19 protein-coding genes and 1 tRNA gene are annotated in these 15,912 nt (G+C 66.7%); 10 read left to right on the top strand and 10 right to left on the bottom strand.

Annotation, left to right across the window (positions count from 1 at the left end; all coding sequences use genetic code 11):
• The first annotated feature begins 31 nt into the window (after positions 1–31).
• Together ACZYW1_RS13395 and ACZYW1_RS13390 are read left to right on the top strand one after the other, a co-directional pair.
• A complete protein-coding gene (locus ACZYW1_RS13395) occupies positions 32–553 on the top strand; it encodes a phage holin family protein (protein ID WP_463786449.1) in 522 nt (173 codons plus the stop codon).
• Positions 554–1,513: an alpha/beta fold hydrolase gene (locus ACZYW1_RS13390; protein WP_463786448.1), complete on the top strand. Its 960-nt coding sequence runs from the start codon at positions 554–556 to the stop codon at positions 1,511–1,513.
• Here the strand turns inward: ACZYW1_RS13390 and marP are convergent.
• From marP to nth, 4 genes are read right to left on the bottom strand one after another with little or no spacing between them, the layout of a single operon-like run.
• Positions 1,506–2,696 (bottom strand): acid resistance serine protease MarP, encoded by a 1,191-nt coding sequence (marP, locus tag ACZYW1_RS13385; RefSeq protein ID WP_463786446.1) that lies wholly within the window; start codon positions 2,694–2,696, stop codon positions 1,506–1,508. The genes ACZYW1_RS13390 and marP overlap by 8 nt on opposite strands.
• Positions 2,696–3,511, bottom strand: coding sequence for an NUDIX hydrolase (locus ACZYW1_RS13380; protein ID WP_463786445.1), 816 nt, complete (start codon positions 3,509–3,511; stop codon positions 2,696–2,698). The genes marP and ACZYW1_RS13380 overlap by 1 nt, the downstream gene beginning before the upstream one ends.
• On the bottom strand, positions 3,508–4,167 hold the full coding sequence (locus ACZYW1_RS13375) for a TlpA family protein disulfide reductase (RefSeq protein WP_463786443.1): 660 nt from the start codon (positions 4,165–4,167) through the stop codon (positions 3,508–3,510). Before ACZYW1_RS13375 ends, ACZYW1_RS13380 begins: the two co-directional genes overlap by 4 nt.
• A gap of 6 nt (positions 4,168–4,173) precedes the next feature.
• Positions 4,174–4,854, bottom strand: a complete 681-nt coding sequence (gene nth / locus ACZYW1_RS13370; protein ID WP_463786441.1) for an endonuclease III — start codon at positions 4,852–4,854, stop codon at positions 4,174–4,176.
• Positions 4,855–5,078: 224 nt separating this feature from the next.
• Here nth and ACZYW1_RS13365 point away from each other — a divergent pair, with 224 nt between their 5' ends.
• Positions 5,079–5,420 (top strand): hypothetical protein, encoded by a 342-nt coding sequence (locus tag ACZYW1_RS13365; protein ID WP_463786439.1) that lies wholly within the window; start codon positions 5,079–5,081, stop codon positions 5,418–5,420.
• A gap of 170 nt (positions 5,421–5,590) precedes the next feature.
• Complete coding sequence (crp, locus tag ACZYW1_RS13360) at positions 5,591–6,265, top strand: cAMP-activated global transcriptional regulator CRP (RefSeq protein ID WP_285185747.1); 675 nt, start codon at positions 5,591–5,593, stop codon at positions 6,263–6,265.
• A 182-nt stretch (positions 6,266–6,447) separates the two neighbouring features.
• Here the strand turns inward: crp and ACZYW1_RS13355 are convergent, their stop codons facing one another.
• The 3 genes from ACZYW1_RS13355 to ACZYW1_RS13345 are packed head-to-tail and all read right to left on the bottom strand — an operon-like array spanning position 6,448 to position 7,868.
• Positions 6,448–7,239 (bottom strand): MBL fold metallo-hydrolase, encoded by a 792-nt coding sequence (locus ACZYW1_RS13355; protein ID WP_463786437.1) that lies wholly within the window; start codon positions 7,237–7,239, stop codon positions 6,448–6,450.
• Between the two features lie 6 nt (positions 7,240–7,245).
• Positions 7,246–7,710 (bottom strand): RidA family protein, encoded by a 465-nt coding sequence (locus tag ACZYW1_RS13350; protein ID WP_463786435.1) that lies wholly within the window; start codon positions 7,708–7,710, stop codon positions 7,246–7,248.
• Positions 7,707–7,868 carry a DUF4177 domain-containing protein gene (locus ACZYW1_RS13345; RefSeq protein ID WP_156751501.1) on the bottom strand — a complete coding sequence of 54 codons (162 nt, stop codon included), beginning with the start codon at positions 7,866–7,868 and terminating at the stop codon, positions 7,707–7,709. The genes ACZYW1_RS13350 and ACZYW1_RS13345 overlap by 4 nt, the downstream gene beginning before the upstream one ends.
• 50 nt (positions 7,869–7,918) lie before the next feature.
• Here ACZYW1_RS13345 and bagA point away from each other — a divergent pair, with 50 nt between their 5' ends.
• Together bagA and bagB are read left to right on the top strand one after the other, a co-directional pair.
• Positions 7,919–8,941 (top strand): ATPase BagA, encoded by a 1,023-nt coding sequence (gene bagA, locus ACZYW1_RS13340; RefSeq protein WP_463786434.1) that lies wholly within the window; start codon positions 7,919–7,921, stop codon positions 8,939–8,941.
• Positions 8,938–10,059, top strand: a complete 1,122-nt coding sequence (gene bagB / locus ACZYW1_RS13335; RefSeq protein WP_463786433.1) for an ATPase BagB — start codon at positions 8,938–8,940, stop codon at positions 10,057–10,059. Before bagA ends, bagB begins: the two co-directional genes overlap by 4 nt.
• A gap of 14 nt (positions 10,060–10,073) precedes the next feature.
• Here bagB and ACZYW1_RS13330 read toward each other — a convergent pair whose 3' ends face one another.
• Positions 10,074–10,427, bottom strand: a complete 354-nt coding sequence (locus ACZYW1_RS13330) for a WhiB family transcriptional regulator (protein ID WP_463786431.1) — start codon at positions 10,425–10,427, stop codon at positions 10,074–10,076.
• 337 nt (positions 10,428–10,764) lie between these two features.
• Here ACZYW1_RS13330 and ponA2 point away from each other — a divergent pair, with 337 nt between their 5' ends.
• Positions 10,765–13,176 (top strand): transglycosylase/D,D-transpeptidase PonA2, encoded by a 2,412-nt coding sequence (gene ponA2, locus ACZYW1_RS13325; RefSeq protein WP_463786429.1) that lies wholly within the window; start codon positions 10,765–10,767, stop codon positions 13,174–13,176.
• A gap of 57 nt (positions 13,177–13,233) precedes the next feature.
• Positions 13,234–14,196 (top strand): metallophosphoesterase, encoded by a 963-nt coding sequence (locus ACZYW1_RS13320; protein ID WP_463786427.1) that lies wholly within the window; start codon positions 13,234–13,236, stop codon positions 14,194–14,196.
• Between the two features lie 10 nt (positions 14,197–14,206).
• Here the strand turns inward: ACZYW1_RS13320 and ACZYW1_RS13315 are convergent, their stop codons facing one another.
• The gene (locus ACZYW1_RS13315) at positions 14,207–14,368 is read right to left on the bottom strand and encodes a hypothetical protein (protein ID WP_463786425.1); all 162 of its coding nucleotides are present in this window, start codon (positions 14,366–14,368) and stop codon (positions 14,207–14,209) included.
• 164 nt (positions 14,369–14,532) lie between these two features.
• Here ACZYW1_RS13315 and ACZYW1_RS13310 point away from each other — a divergent pair.
• Positions 14,533–14,606, top strand: a tRNA-Pro gene (locus ACZYW1_RS13310).
• 153 nt (positions 14,607–14,759) lie between these two features.
• Entirely contained in the window at positions 14,760–15,122 is a 363-nt protein-coding gene (locus ACZYW1_RS13305; RefSeq protein WP_463786423.1) for a hypothetical protein, read from the top strand.
• On the opposite strand, the gene ACZYW1_RS13300 is transcribed toward ACZYW1_RS13305, so the two are convergent.
• Positions 15,119–15,811: an SDR family oxidoreductase gene (locus ACZYW1_RS13300; RefSeq protein WP_463786421.1), complete on the bottom strand. Its 693-nt coding sequence runs from the start codon at positions 15,809–15,811 to the stop codon at positions 15,119–15,121. The genes ACZYW1_RS13305 and ACZYW1_RS13300 overlap by 4 nt on opposite strands.
• Positions 15,812–15,912 lie beyond the last annotated feature (101 nt).

Here is a 15,912-nt window from a genome sequence, read left to right as displayed (position 1 = left end):
TGCAGCCACACCCAGCTCGAGAGGACCGTCTGTGAGCAAGTCAGATCGAAAGAACGGCGACGACAAGGACGGGGTCCCACGCACGCTGACCAATATCCCGTTGACGGACCCGCACGCCCTGTCTGCCGAGCCGTCGATCGGCCAGCTGGTCAAAGACGCCACCGCGCAGATGTCCACCTTGGTGCGCGCGGAGGTCGAACTGGCCCGCTCCGAGATCACCCGTGACGTCAAGAAGGGATTGACCGGCAGCGTCTTCTTCATCGCGGCGCTGGTGGTGCTGTTCTACTCGACTTTCTTTTTCTTCTTCTTCCTGGCCGAGCTGCTGGACAACTGGCTGTGGCGCTGGGCCGCGTTCTTGATCGTGTTCGGGATCATGGTGGTGGTCACCGGTGCTCTGGCGCTGTTGGGCTTTCTGAAGGTGCGGCGCATCCGCGGCCCGCAACAGACCATCGAATCCGTGAAGGAAACCCGGTCAGCCCTGACGCCGGGCCATGACAAGACCGCCGCGCCGCCGGCGCTCAATCCGGGAACCACCGATCCTTCGGGTTGGTAGATGGCCCCACCAGATCCGTCGGTAACCCGTATCGACGGGCCGTGGCGCCATCTCGATGTGCACGCCAACGGCATCCGGTTCCACGTGGTCGAGGCGACGCCGGATGACCAGGACCCTCCGTCGACGGCTCTGCCGCTGGTAATCATGCTGCACGGCTTCGGCTCGTTCTGGTGGTCGTGGCGTCATCAGTTGCGCGGCCTGACCGGCGCTCGTGTGGTGGCGGTCGACCTGCGGGGTTACGGCGGCAGCGACAAACCGCCACGCGGGTACGACGGCTGGACGCTGGCCGGTGACACCGCCGGACTCATCCGCGCGCTCGGGCACACCTCGGCGACGCTCATCGGCCACGCCGACGGCGGCCTGGTCTGCTGGGCCACGTCGGTACTGCACGCGAGGCAGGTCCGCGCGATCGCGGTGATCAGCTCGCCGCATCCCGCCGCACTGCGCCGCTCGGCGCTGACGCGTCGCGACCAGGGCCGGGCGTTGTTACCGTCGCTGCTTCGCTACCAGGTGCCGGTCTGGCCGGAGCGCGCGTTGACCCGCCATCACGGCGCCGAGCTGGAGCGTGTGATTCGCAGTCGCGCTGGCGCCAAATGGCTTGCTTCCGAAGACTTCTCCGAGACAATTGGACATCTGCGACAGGCCATCCAGATTCGATCGTCCGCACACTGCGCACTGGAGTATCAGCGCTGGGCGGTCCGCAGTCAGCTGCGCGAGGAAGGTAGGCGGTTCATGCGCTCGATGAGCCGACCGTTCGGCATCCCGATGTTGCACATCCACGGCGATGACGACCCTTACGTCCTGACCGATCCGGTCGAAAGGACGCAGCGCTACGCCCCCCACGGACGTTACGTATCAATCTCCGGCGCAGGACATTTCAGCCACGAGGAGAAGCCGGACGAAGTCAACGGCCACCTGTCGCGGTTCATCGACCGGGTGTACCGCTCGCCGCTCAGCTGATGCATTCACCGGTCGGCACCGACGCGGTGTCACCGATGTGGGCGAGCTGAGCCGCCACCTCTTTGGCCGTCAGCACGAAGCCGGTGTCGGTGTCGTCGACCGCCGCGCCGAACACGACGCCGATCACCTGCCCGTCGAGATCGATCAGCGGTCCACCCGAATTGCCTTGCTCCACATTGGCTCTGACGGTGTAGACCTCGCGATTGATGGTCGCTTTACGGTAGATGTCGGGGCCGTTGAGCTCGATCAGCTCGCGGATCCTGGCCGGCGTGGCCATGAATCCACCGCCACCGGGGTAGCCCATCACGATGCCCTCGGTGCCTGACGTCACCGGTGCGTTGGCGAATGCCAGCGGCCCCGCCGGCAGGTGCGGCACCGCCAGGATCGCGATGTCCACGGTCGGGTCGTAGGACACCACCGTCGCGTCATAGGGATTGCCGCTGGCCTCGACGGTGACATTGTTCGAACCGGCGACCACGTGTGCGTTGGTCATCACGCGGTCTGGCGACAGCACAAAACCGCTGCCCTCCAACACTTTCGAGCAGGCCGGCGCGATGGCGCGGATCTTCACCACACTTGGTTCGGCGTTCTTGACGACGGGATTCTTGGACAGCGCCGCGTCCGGAGCGGCGACCGCCACGACCGGAGTGCGGCTGAACGGCTCCAGCACCTGCGGCAGGCCCGAGGTGTCCAGCAGCGCGGACAACCGCTTGGGCACCGTCTTCAGCCACTCCGGCGCGTAGTCGTTGACTTCGCCGAGTACCCGCGAACCTCGCACTGCAGCAGCCAGACTGGGCTGGCCCGCCGACGACGTCAACGGTGTCGCGAGCAGCCACGCCGCCACCAGCACCACCACCAGCTGGACCGCCACCCCGATCAGCGAGTCGAAGAATCTCACCGAGTTGCTCTGGATCGCGCCGCGGACCGCGCGGCCCAACACCACGCCGGCCACCTCGCCGACCACCACCAGCGCCAGGATCAAGAACAGCGCCGCGAACAGCTTGGCCCGCGGCGCGGCGACATGCGCCACCAGGTGCGGAGCCAGCAGCACCCCGGCGATCGCGCCGAGCAGCACGCCGACGAACGACAGCAGCGAGCCGAGCGCGCCCGACCGCCAGCCCGAAACCGCCGCGATGAACGCGACCGCCAGGACCGCGATATCCAACCACTGTGAGGAGCTCATCAGGCATCTTCCCCGTCGCCGACCAGTGCCATTGCTTTGTCCAATTCGCGAACATCGTTGGTGTCCCAGGGCTTTGCCCACCCGGCGACGTCCAACATTGCAGAAATCACCTGACCGGTGAACCCCCAGACCAGCATCTCGTTCAACAGGAACGCCGGCCCGGCGAAACGGCGGCCTAGGGCACCGCGGTACACCGTCAGCCGGTTGGCGGGATTGATGAAGGCCCGGACCGGAACCCTGGCCACGACTGCCGTCTCCGCCTCATCCACCACGGTGACCGGACCCGGATCCGGCGAGTACGCCAGCACGGGAACGACGTGAAAACCCGACGGCGCGATGAAGGTTCGCTCCATCGTGACCAGAGGATGCAGTCTGCCGGTGTCGATGCCGGTCTCCTCGCGCGCCTCGCGCAGCGCGGTGTCCACCGGCCCGGTGTCGCCGGGATCGGATGCGCCCCCGGGGAATGCGGCCTGGCCGGCGTGGTGGCGCAGCGAGGAGGCACGCACGATCAGCAGCAAGTCAGCATCGTCTGGCAGGGAATCGGTTGCGGCGCCGGCGGACTCGGCAACGGGCGGACCGGAGAAGAGCACCAGCACCGCCGCTTCGCGGCCCTTGGTACCGTTCAATGCCTTCGAGGCCGTCACCATGGCCCGGACATCCGCGGGCAGCCGCCGTTTGTACACGTCGGGCATGTCAGCGACATTGTCGATCAGGGGCCGCAACCACGGCGGGCCCAGTTCGGGCGTCAACAGCTCGGTTGCACCCCGATGGCCGCGATCAGTATCGAGGCGTTGGGGCGTGCCGCCTCCGGTCACCGGCGCCCCCTTCGTGCGTCCAGCCGCCCGACCGCATCCGTGATCTCGTCCGCGGTCGCGAAAGCGCGGGGCAGCGTCTCCGCAACGCTACCGTCCGAGTCCAGCACGACCGTCGCGGGCATCACGTTGGGCACCCGCAACGCCGCGGCCACCCGTCGGCCGCCGTCCTGCAGCGTCGGCAGCCGGACTCCGAGCTCGGCCAGCCGCATCAGCGCCGCCGCCTCGTTCTCGTCCTGATGCACCGTCACCACCATCACCTCCGAGCCCATCCGGCGCTGATATTCCGCCATCGCGGGAAGCTCAGCCGCGCACGGGCCGCACCAATACGCCCAGAGGTTGAGCACCACGCGATGCCCGGCGAGTGCCGGCCCGACGTCGACGGCCGAGCCGTCGGCCGCGCATTCGACCGTCACACCAGTCAAGGTGGCCGGGCCTGGCTGGCCGCTCGGCCGGGGGCACGGCGTCAGATCGGCGCGCCGGCGCGGGCCGGCGAGCGCCGCCGCGGTGTCGGCGTCGCGATGTTCGCGTGCCGGGCCGATCGATGCCGGTGCCGGCGAATGCGACGCGTCGCGCAGCGCCACCACCAACGCGGCGATCAGGGCCGCGACCACCACCAGGACCGCGAGGGTCCAGCGGGCGGTTCGGGTGGTGAGCATGCGGTGCTACAACCCGGCCATCGCCAGGAGGTGTTCGGTTTCCGGACCCGTCACCAACGCGGCGGCGAGTTCCGGCTCCGTCGGTCCGGTTCCGAACGACGGGCAGTCCTTGGCCAGCACGCAGACACCGCATGCCGGTTTGCGGGCGTGGCACACCCGGCGACCGTGAAAGATCACCCGGTGGCTCAGCAGGGTCCATTCCTTGCGCTCGATGAGTTCGCCGATCGCATGCTCGACCTTGACCGGATCCTCCAAGGTCGTCCAGCCCCACCGGCGGACCAGGCGTCCGAAGTGAGTGTCGACGGTGATTCCGGGAACGTCGAACGCGTTGCCCAAGACGACGTTGGCGGTCTTGCGGCCGACGCCGGGCAGCGTCACGAGCTCGTCCATGGTGCTCGGCAGTTCGCCGCCGAAACGTTCCATCAATGCCTGGCCGAGTCCGATCAGCGAGGTCGCTTTATTGTGGAAAAAACCGGTCGGACGAATGAGCGCCTCGAGCTCTTCTCGGTCCGCCTGCGCATAGTCCACCGCGGTCCGATAGCGGACGAACAGCGCTGGGGTGGTGAGATTAACCCGCTTGTCCGTGCTCTGCGCGAACAAGATGGTGGCCACCGCCAACTCCAGCGGCGTGGTGAAATCCAGTTCGCAGTGGGCATCGGGAAAAGCTTGTGACAGTGTGCGATTCATGCGACGAGCCCGGCGCACCAACCCGGTCCGAGTCTCCGACGCGAAGCGGCGGGCAACGGCCGCGGAGGGCCCTGTTTGACCTTTTGCGCCCTTGGCGGCGGCGCGAGAAGGTTTACCCATTGTCACCCCGACAGCGTACTAATTCGTGATCCCGCTGAGACCTTAGCCGTGTTTACTTGCTGCTTGTGTCCTGGTTGCTAGTTGCATTCACCCCGGGGTTGCTAATGCTGGCAACTTTCGGGCTGCAAAGGCTTGAAGCGGGCTTGGAGAAAGACACAGTGACCGCAACTGATGTCGCTGAATTTCTCGAGCAGGCCGAGCCTATAGATGTGCGCACATTGGCCCGGGAAGGAATGCCCGAGGCGCTCGACGGTTTACACCGCCGGATCGGCCACGGCACCGGTGGGGCACCCTATCTGCCCAGCCGCGACGACCCGACCGCGGACCACGTGCTGGCGGCCGCCATTGTTTCGGCCGCCAATCAACCCGGCTCATCTCAGCGGCGGCATCAGCATTCCCAAGCCAATCGGCAATTTGGGCCGCGTCAGCATGCCAATCGTGTGTAGCGTTGGCACGTCGAGTCGAGGCCGTAGCTCTAGACTTCGGATCGACCGGGAAACACTCCCGGGCGCTAGACCCGTCCGATGACGATGCGGGCCGCACAACGGCGGCCCGAGGAGGAGTCGGGCACACAACTCGCGCCGACACCTGTCATTTGAATACCTAAAGGGGCAACGTGGACGAGATCCTGGCGAGGGCCGGAATCTTCCAGGGGGTTGAACCGAGCGCCGTCGCTGCGCTGACCAAGCAGCTGCAACCCGTCGACTTCCCGCGCGGGCACACGGTTTTCGCGGAGGGCGAGCCGGGAGATCGGCTGTACATCATCATCACCGGCAAGGTGAAGATCGGCCGCCGTTCGCCGGACGGCAGGGAAAATCTGTTGACCATCATGGGTCCGTCCGACATGTTCGGTGAGCTGTCGATCTTCGACCCCGGGCCGCGGACCTCGAGCGCGACGACGATCACCGAGGTGCGTGCGGTGTCGATGGACCGCGACGCGTTGCGGGCCTGGATCGCCGACCGCCCCGAAATCGCCGAGCAACTGCTGCGAGTGCTGGCCCGCCGGCTGCGGCGCACCAACAACAACCTCGCCGACCTGATCTTCACCGACGTGCCCGGTCGGGTCGCCAAGCAGCTGCTGCAGCTCGCCCAGCGGTTCGGCACTCAAGAGGGTGGCGCGATGCGGGTGACGCACGACCTGACTCAGGAAGAGATCGCCCAGCTGGTCGGCGCCTCCCGCGAGACGGTGAACAAGGCGCTGGCCGACTTCGCCCACCGCGGCTGGATTCGCCTGGAGGGCAAGAGCGTGCTGATCTCGGACTCCGAGCGGCTGGCGCGCCGAGCGAGATAAGCGCGCGCGAAGCGCGGGCGCAACCGAGCGAGCATCCCACCCGAGCGAGGTAAGCGCGCGCGAAGCGCGGGCGCAACCGAGCGAGCATCCCACCCGAGCGAGGTAAGCGCGCGCGTCCAGATCGACGCTAGCGAGACGGTCTCTCGGAGTTTCTCGCGGCGGCGTCGATCTTAGCGCGGGCGCTATCGCCGCAGGTAGTCCAATTGGGCCTGCACCGACCATTCAGCGACGTCCCACAGTTCCTTGTCGACGTCGACATAGACGTGCTCGACGACTTGGCGCGTGGTCGCCTCGTCACCCAGAGTGCGAAGAGCGGAGCGGATCTGGTCGAGCCGCTGTTCGCGATGCGCGAGGTACTCCTGCGCAACCGCTCCGATGTTGGGCAGGTCGGGACCGTGGCCGGGCAGAACAGTGCGCTCGCCGAGCCCGCGGAGCCGTTCCAGCGAAGCGAGGTAGTCGGCCAGGCTCCCGTCTTCGTTGTCGATGACGGTGGTTCCGCGCCCGAGCACGGTGTCCGCGGTGAGCACCGCGTCGTCGAGAACGAAGGACAACGAGTCGGCGGTGTGCCCGGGTGTCGCCCACACTGTGATCCGTACGCCCGCGGCGGCGATCACCTCGCCGTCGGTCAGCTCGGCGGACAGCCCGCGCAGGAATCCGCTGCCGGCCGAACGCACCGGGGCGCCGGTCAGCTCCACCAGCTTGTCGATCGCGTCGGTGTGGTCGCCGTGCCGATGGCTGATCAGTACCAGCGCGATGTGCCCCACCCCGGCGAGGGCCGCGATGTGCTCGTCGTCGTCGGGTCCGGGGTCGACGACGACAACCTCATCGCTGCCGGGAGCGCGCAGCACCCAGGTGTTGGTCCCCTCCAGCGTCATCTTGCCCGGGTTGTTCGCCAGCAGCACCGACGCGGTGGTCGTCACCGGGCGTAACTGCCCGTAGGCCGGATGCTGCAACGTCTCAGGAGCGCCCGCCACGAGCCGCTACCCGACCTCGACCACCAGCTCGACCTCGACCGGGGCGTCCAGCGGAAGTTCCGCGACGCCGACCGCCGAGCGGGCATGCACCCCTGCTTCGCCGAACACCTCGGCGAGCAGATCCGATGCGCCGTTGAGCACACCGGGTTGGCCGTTGAAACCGGCAGCGGAAGCGACGAATCCGACGACCTTGACCACCCTGGTCACCGAGTCGATGCCGACCAGCGAGTCGATCGCCGCCAAGGCGTTCAGCGCGCAGATCCGCGCCAGCTCTTTGCTCTTCTCGGGTGCGACCTCGGCGCCGACCTTGCCTGCCTGCACCAGCTGGCCGTCGTGCATCGGCAACTGACCGGAGGTGTAGACCAGGTTGCCGCTGCGGACTGCGGGAACGTACGAGCCCAACGGCTGGACGACGACCGGCAACTCGATACCGAGCTCCGCCAGCCGCGCCTTGGCAGACCCAGCGGTCATTTGGGGCGTTTGAGATACGCGACGTGCTGCTCGCCGGTGGGACCGGGAAGCACGGACACCAGCTCCCACCCGTCGGCTCCCCACTGGTCGAGGATCTGCTTGGTGGCGTGGGTCAACAGGGGGACTGTTGCGTATTCCCAGGTTGTGGGTTGGCTCATATCCCGAGCTTATCGGCAGGCCCGGGAGACCCGGTGGTTAGCATGCAAGGGTGGGGACCACATCGAGCGGTGGCAGCAACGTCGGCTGGCCATCGCGATTGTCGAAGACTCGTCTGCATTTCGTGACCGGCAAGGGCGGGACCGGCAAATCGACCGTCGCCGCCGCGTTGGCACTGACCCTCGCCTCGGGTGGACGCAAGGTGTTGCTCGTCGAAGTCGAAGGGCGCCAAGGCATTGCGCAACTCTTCGACGTGCCGCCGCTGCCCTACAAAGAGCTCAAGATCGCCAGCGCCGAGCGGGGCGGTCAAGTCAACGCGCTCGCGATCGACATCGAGGCAGCGTTCCTGGAATACCTGGACATGTTCTACAACCTCGGTATCGCCGGTAAGGCGATGCGCCGGGTGGGCGCGATCGAATTCGCCACGACGATCGCGCCGGGCCTGCGTGACGTCCTACTCACCGGCAAGATCAAGGAAGCCGTGATCCGAGTGGAGAAGGGCGCCAAGACCCCGGTCTACGACGCGATCGTCGTCGACGCGCCGCCCACCGGTCGCATCGCCCGCTTCCTGGACGTCACCCGGGCCGTCTCCGACCTCGCCAAGGGCGGACCGGTGTACTCGCAGGCCGAAGGCGTGGTCAAAATCCTGCACTCCGATCAGACCGCGATCCACCTCGTCACGCTGCTCGAGGCACTGCCGATGCAGGAAACCAGGGAAGCGATCGACGAGTTGCAGGAGCTGGGTCTGCCGATCGGGTCGGTGATCGTCAACCGCAACATCCCGGCTTATCTACAGTCCGACGATCTCACCAAGGCCGCCGAGGGCGACATCGACGCCGAAGAGGTGCGAGCCGGCCTGGCCGCCGCCGGGATCAAGCTCGGCGACGAGGATTTCGCCGGCCTGCTGACCGAGACCATCCAGCACGCCACCCGGATCACCGCGCGGGCGTCGACCGCCGAGCAGCTCGATGAGCTGAAGGTGCCGCGGCTGGAACTGCCGACCATCGCCGACGGCGTCGACCTCGGTAGCCTCTACGAGCTTTCGGAATCGCTTGGCCAGCAAGGAGTTCGATGAGCACCACACCGCCGGTACTGGACATCGCCGGCATTCTGTCCGACACCACCAACCGCGTCGTGGTGTGCTGCGGGGCGGGCGGGGTCGGTAAGACCACCACCGCCGCGGCCATGGCACTGCGCGCCGCGGAGTACGGCCGCACCGTCGTGGTGCTGACCATCGACCCGGCCAAGCGACTGGCGCAGGCGCTGGGCATCAGCGACCTGGGCAACACCCCGCAGCGGGTGCCGCTCGCTCCGGAGGTCACCGGCGAGCTGTTCGCGATGATGCTCGACATGCGGCGCACCTTCGACGAAATGGTCGTGCAGTACTCGGGACCTGATCGCGCACAAGCGATTTTGGACAACCAGTTCTACCAAACGGTCGCCACCTCCTTGGCCGGCACGCAGGAGTACATGGCGATGGAGAAACTCGGCCAGCTACTGGCCGAGGACCGGTGGGATCTGGTGGTGGTGGACACTCCGCCGTCGCGCAACGCGCTGGACTTCCTCGACGCGCCCAAGCGGCTCGGCAGCTTCATGGACAGCCGACTATGGAAGTTGCTGCTGGGCCCCGGCCGAGGGATCGGACGACTGGTCACCGGCGCGGTCGGTCTGGCGATGAAGGCGCTGTCGACCGTGCTCGGCTCGCAAATGCTCTCCGACGCGGCCAGTTTCGTGCAGTCACTGGATGCCACCTTTGGCGGTTTCCGGGAGAAGGCCGACCGCACCTACTCACTGCTCAAGCGGCGCGGCACGCAGTTCGTGGTGGTGTCGGCTGCGGCGCCGGACGCGCTGCGCGAGGCCTCGTTCTTCGTGGACCGGCTCTCGGAAGAGAAGATGCCGCTGGCCGGGCTCATCCTCAACCGGACGCACCCGCTGCTGTGTTCGCTGCCGGTCGAGCGCGCGATCGACGGGGCCGAAACCTTCGAGAGCGACGGCGCCAACGCGTTGACCAAGGCCGTCTTGCAGATTCACGCCGACCGGGCGTCGACGTCGAAGCGGGAGATCCGACTGCTGTCACGGTTCACCGGCGCGAACCCCCACGTCGCGATCGTCGGGGTTCCGTCTCTACCGTTCGACGTCTCCGATTTGGAGGCACTGCGTGCGATCGCCGATCAGATGACGGCGACCGCCTGAGAAAAGCGTTCTGGCTAGCCGACGCTGCGGTGCTTGCGCTGGGTGCTGAAGAACTCAGCCCAGGACACCACCTCGGGGTGCTGCTTGAGCAGCGCACGACGCTGACGCTCGGTCATCCCACCCCAGACGCCGAACTCCACCCGGTTGTCCAACGCATCGGCACCGCACTCGAGCATCACCGGGCAGTGCCGACAGATGACCGCGGCCTTGCGCTGCGCGGCCCCGCGCACAAACAGCTCGTCAGGATCAGCGGCCCGGCACAGCGCCTTCGACACCCAGGTGATTCTCGACTCCGCCTCCGCACCGTAAAGAACGGCGTTGGTCGGTACTGCGGCTGTCTTCCGCGGTGCGGTCCGTATAGCTGACACCAGCGATTCCCCTTCGCTAATTGCCACCCGGTGTGGCGTGCAATGCGTGATCCAGATTCCCGATGCGACCTATGCCACACTGCGCTGCTCGGTGTTACCTGTATCTCATTGTGTGGATAAGCTACGTGGTCAGATACCAATTACGCAACATTCTGGAGACGCTTTTTTGGGACGACCGTGCAGTCCGATCATGAAAAGACGTCAGAAACCGGGCGGCGAACCTACTAACGGCGGCCTGAGCTGCGACTGAGAGAAACCTGAGGCCTCGCGTCGGCTGGAAAAAATTCCGACAACGGCGCGGGAAGACGTCCTTCGCAGCGCCGCTAGTGTAGTAGCCATGTCGGAGCGCCCCGCGACCGCGGCCACCATCGCCAAGCTCGCCGGCTGTTGCCTGCTCGCCAGCGTCATCCTCGCCGCCCTGATGTTCCCGGTCGCCGGTGGAGTCGGGCTGGTGTCCAACCGCGCGTCCGAGGTCGTCGGCAACGCATCAGCCCAGCTCCTCGAGGGCGACGTCCCGGCGGTGACCACGATGGTGGACGCCAAGGGCAACACGATCGCGTGGCTCTACTCGCAGCGCAGGTTCGAAGTGCCCAGCGACAAGATCGCCAACACCATGAAGCTGGCCATCGTGTCGATCGAGGACAAGCGCTTCGCCGAGCACAACGGCGTGGACTGGAAAGGCACTCTGACCGGGCTGGCCGGCTACGCCTCGGGTGACGCCGACACTCGCGGCGGTTCGACGCTCGAGCAGCAGTACGTGAAGAACTACCAGCTGCTGGTGATCGCCCAGACCGACGCCGAGAAGCGGGCGGCCATCGAGACCACCCCGGCCCGCAAGCTGCGTGAGATCCGGATGGCACTCACCCTGGACAAGACCTTCACCAAACCGGAGATCCTGACCCGCTACCTGAACCTGGTGTCGTTCGGCAACAACGCATTCGGCGTACAGGACGCGGCACAGACCTACTTCGGCATCAACGCCACGGATCTGAACTGGCAGCAGGCCGCACTGCTGGCCGGCATGGTCCAGTCGACCAGCGCGCTCAATCCCTACACCAACCCGGACGGCGCGCTGGCCCGGCGAAACCTGGTGCTCGACACCATGATCCAGAACGTCCCCAATGAGGCCGACGCGATCCGTGCCGCCAAGGCCGAGCCGTTGGGCATCCTGCCGCAGCCCAAGGAGCTGCCGCGGGGCTGTATCGCGGCCGGTGACCGGGCCTTCTACTGCGACTACGTGCAGGCCTACCTGGCTCGGGCCGGGATCAGCAAGGAGCAGCTCGCCCGCGGCGGCTACCTGATCCGCACCAACCTCGATCCCGAAGTGCAGGAGCCGGTCAAGCACGCGATCGACACCTTCGCCAGCCCGACCCTCGACGGCATCGCCAGCGTGATGAGCGTGATCCGGCCGGGCAAGAATTCGCACAAGGTCGTCGCGATGGCCAGCAACCGCACCTACGGCCTGAACACCGAAGCCGGCGAGACCATGCGATCGCAGCCGTTCTCTCTCGTCGGCGACGGCGCGGGCTCGATCTTCAAGATCTTCACCACCGCCGCCGCCATGCAGATGGGCATGGGCATCAACACCAACCTCGACGTGCCCGGCCGCTTCCAGACCAAGGGCATGGGCAACGGCGGCGCCAAGGGCTGCCCCAAGGAAACCTGGTGCGTCATCAATGCCGGCAACTACCGCGGCTCGATGAACGTGACCGACGCGCTGGCCACCTCGCCGAACACCGCCTTCGCCCGGCTGATCCAGCTCGTCGGTGTACAGCGAACGGTCGACATGGCGGTCAAGCTCGGGCTGAGGTCCTACGCCGAGCCGGGTAGCGCCCGCGACTACGACCCGGAGAACAACGAGAGCCTGGCCGACTTCATCAAGCGGCAGAACATCGGCTCGTTCACGCTGGGTCCGTTCGAACTCAACGCCCTCGAGCTCTCCAACGTCGCGGCGACGCTGTCCTCGGGCGGCATGTGGTGCCCGCCCAACCCCATCGACAAGCTGATCGATCGCAACGGCAACCAGGTGGCCGTCACCACCGAGGCGTGCGAGCAGGTCGTGCCCGTCGGGCTGGCCAACACGCTGGCCAACGCGATGAGCAAGGACGCGCTCGGCGGCGGCACCGCGGCCGGGTCCGCCGGAGCGGCCGGCTGGAACCTGCCGGTGTCGGGAAAGACCGGCACCACCGAGGCGCACCGGTCGTCGGGCTTCGTCGGCTTCACCAACCAGTACGCGGCGGCCAACTACATCTACGACGACTCCACGTCGCCGTCGGATCTGTGCTCGTCGCCGCTGCGTCGCTGCGGTGACGGCAACTTGTACGGCGGTAACGAGCCGGCGCGCACCTGGTTCACCGCGATGAAGCCGATCGCCACGCTGTTCGGTGAGGTGAAACTGCCGCCGACCGACCGGGAGTACGTCGAGGGCGGCCCGGGATCTCGGGTGCCGAGCGTCGCAGGTCTCGACGTCGACGCGGCCAAGACACGCCTGAAGGAATCGGGCTTCCAGGTCTCGGAACAACCCGCGTCCGTCAACAGCAGTGCCAAGTACGGCGAGGTAGTCGGAACGTCCCCGAACGGGCAGACCATTCCGGGCGCCGTCATCACCATCCAGACCAGCAACGGTATTCCGCCGGCGCCGCCCCCGCCGCCGGATGGCCTCCCGCCCGCGCCGGTGGGCTCTCAGGTGATCGAGATTCCGGGTCTGCCACCGATTACCATCCCCATCCTGGCGCCGCCACCTCCCTAACCCGCGGGCTGGTGTGGGACGCGCGAACACTCGGTTACCGGCAGTAGGCTGGCCGGCATGCCTCGTGGGACCCTCACCGCTCTGAAAAGCACCGGCGCTGTCGCGCTCGGCTCGGCTGTCGCCGGAATCGGCTATGCATCGCTCATCGAGCGCAACGCGTTCGTTCTGCGCGAGCTCACCATTCCCGTGCTGGACCCGGGTTCGTCACCGCTGCGGGTGCTGCACATCAGCGACCTCCACATGAGGCCCGGCCAGCGGCGCAAGCAGGCCTGGCTGCGGGAACTCGCCGGCCTCGAGCCCGATCTGGTGGTGAACACCGGTGACAACCTGGCGCACCCCCGGGCGGTGCCGTCGGTGGTCCAGAGCCTCGGCGATCTGTTGTCGGTGCCGGGGGTCTTCGTGTTCGGCAGCAACGACTACTTCGGTCCGCGTCCGAAGAACCCGCTGAACTACCTGACCAATCCCGGCCATCGGGTGCACGGTCAGCCGCTGCCCTGGCAGGACCTCCGGGCAGCGTTCACCGAGCGTGGCTGGCTGGATCTGACCCACAATCGCCGTGAATTCGATGTCGCCGGCGTGCACGTCGCGGCGGCCGGCGTCGACGACCCGCACATCGAACGCGACCGGTACGACGCGATAGCCGGCATGGCGAGCCCGGTGGCCAGTCTCCGGCTGGGCCTGACCCATTCTCCGGAGCCCCGGGTGCTGGATCGGTTCGCCGCCGACGGTTACCAGTTGGTGATGGCCGGCCACACCCACGGCGGGCAGTTGTGCCTGCCCTTCTACGGCGCGCTGGTGACCAATTCGGGGCTGGACCGCTCCCGCGCCAAAGGGTCGTCCCGCTGGGGCGCTGACATGCGCTTGCACGTGTCGGCGGGGGTAGGTACGTCGCCATACGCGCCGGTCCGATTCTGCTGCCGGCCCGAGGCCACCCTGCTGACGTTGATCGCGGCCCCGACCGGCGGACGCGACCCGCAACACCAGCACGGCCGCTCCCAGCCGACGTATTCGGTGAGCTGAGGCGTCGCGACTACTGCGGCGACGAGTGCGTCAATGCGCGAAACTCGGCGTGCTCACGCCAGGTCGACTCGACCCACTCCTGGTCGACATCGCTGCCCGGAGCAGTGACCAGTAACCACAGCACCCCGAGGGCGAGGATTCCGCCGAACACCACGGCGCCTAACACCGTCATGATTTACCTGCTTCCGTTGCACATCGTGCGCGCTCAGTGTAGTTAGCTGTGCCCACTACCGACTTATTCCACGCCCCGGTGTGGCGCACATCGCTCAGCGTGATGACGCTCGGTCTGCTTTAGGAGGCTGCCGGGTCGGTGCGATACGCTGTCGTGGCTTCAATCGGGGTGTGGCGCAGCTTGGTAGCGCGCTTCGTTCGGGACGAAGAGGTCGTGGGTTCGAATCCCGCCACCCCGACTCGCAGGCAAACCAGCAAGGCAGTAGGCGCGATTTTCCGCCCGCTGCCTTGCTTGTTTTTCTCAGCTTCCGAATCGAGGGATTCCCCTGTATCGGAGATACGCCGGTGCCACTATCGTCTCCAGCGAGTCGTTCGTTCTAGGGGGGAAAGTAATGGGGGCTGCACGGGGATTGGCGGCGGGCACGGCGTTTGTCGCTGCCGCTGTCGGATTGGCATTTCACGCGGCGGCGGAAGCACCCGTCGGGCGCTACACCGCGACGGTGATCGGCGACTCCGCCGGCTCGGAGTCGTCTGAGAAGGCGGCGACGCTGCGCTTCACGTCCTGCGGCAACGGTTGCACGCACGTTCTCTCGCCGGGGGGCGAATTCGATCTGCATCTGCAGGGCAACATGTGGACGGGAACGGTGAATTCGCTCGACGGTGAGACGTGCACCCACACGGTGGACGCCCACTTGGTCTGGACGCATGCCTGCTCGGGCCCCGTGGTCCGCGCGCAGCTGACCAAAAGCGGCTAAGGGATCACCAAACTGTCCGTCGACAGCGGCGTCCCGAAATAGGTCGCCTGCGGGTCGATGACGACCTTTTTGGTGTCGCCCTGTTTGGCCAGCACGTCGCGGGCCATCTGCTCGAACGTGATTTTCGCTGGGCCGCCGACATTCTCGATGGCATCGCTGGGTGCGGCGGCCGCAACCCTGGCCACCGCCTCGGCCAGGTCGGCGGTGGCGATCGGTTGAATCAGCGCGTCCGGCACCCGCACCTCGTCGCCCACCGTCAACGACGCGGTGATCGCATCGGTGAATTCGACGAACTGCGTGGCCCGCACGATCGTGTACGGAACTCCTGACTGCTCGACAAGCTTTTCCTGGGCGACCTTGGCCCGCATATAGCCACTCTCGGGCATGGTGTCGCATCCGACGATCGACACGACGACATAGTGTCCGACACCCGTGTTCCGCGCTGCCTCAAGCAGATTCGTCGTCGACGTGGTGAAGAATTCCATCACCGGATCGGCGTCGAACGTCCGGGAGTTGGCCACGTCGACGACCACGCTCGCACCGGCCAGCGCCTCGCCGAGCCCTTCGCCGGTGAAGGCATTGACACCGCTCCGCGGCGAGGCCGCCACCGCTTCGTGGCCCGCATCGTCAAGCGCAGCAACAACTTTCGATCCCAGCGCGCCTGTTCCGCCAATTACCACGATTTTCATGACCGCCACCTTTCGGATGTCAACGAGCCCCGCAGAGTCTATCGCCGGGTGGTCGCAGGCGGAACTGCCTCGAAACCGCCGCACCGCCGCGGGAAAGATTG

This window comes from Mycobacterium sp. IDUB_36 (genome assembly GCF_055419225.1).
Note: the sequence above shows the minus strand (reverse complement) of the source record. Positions and strands in the feature narration are given on the sequence as shown.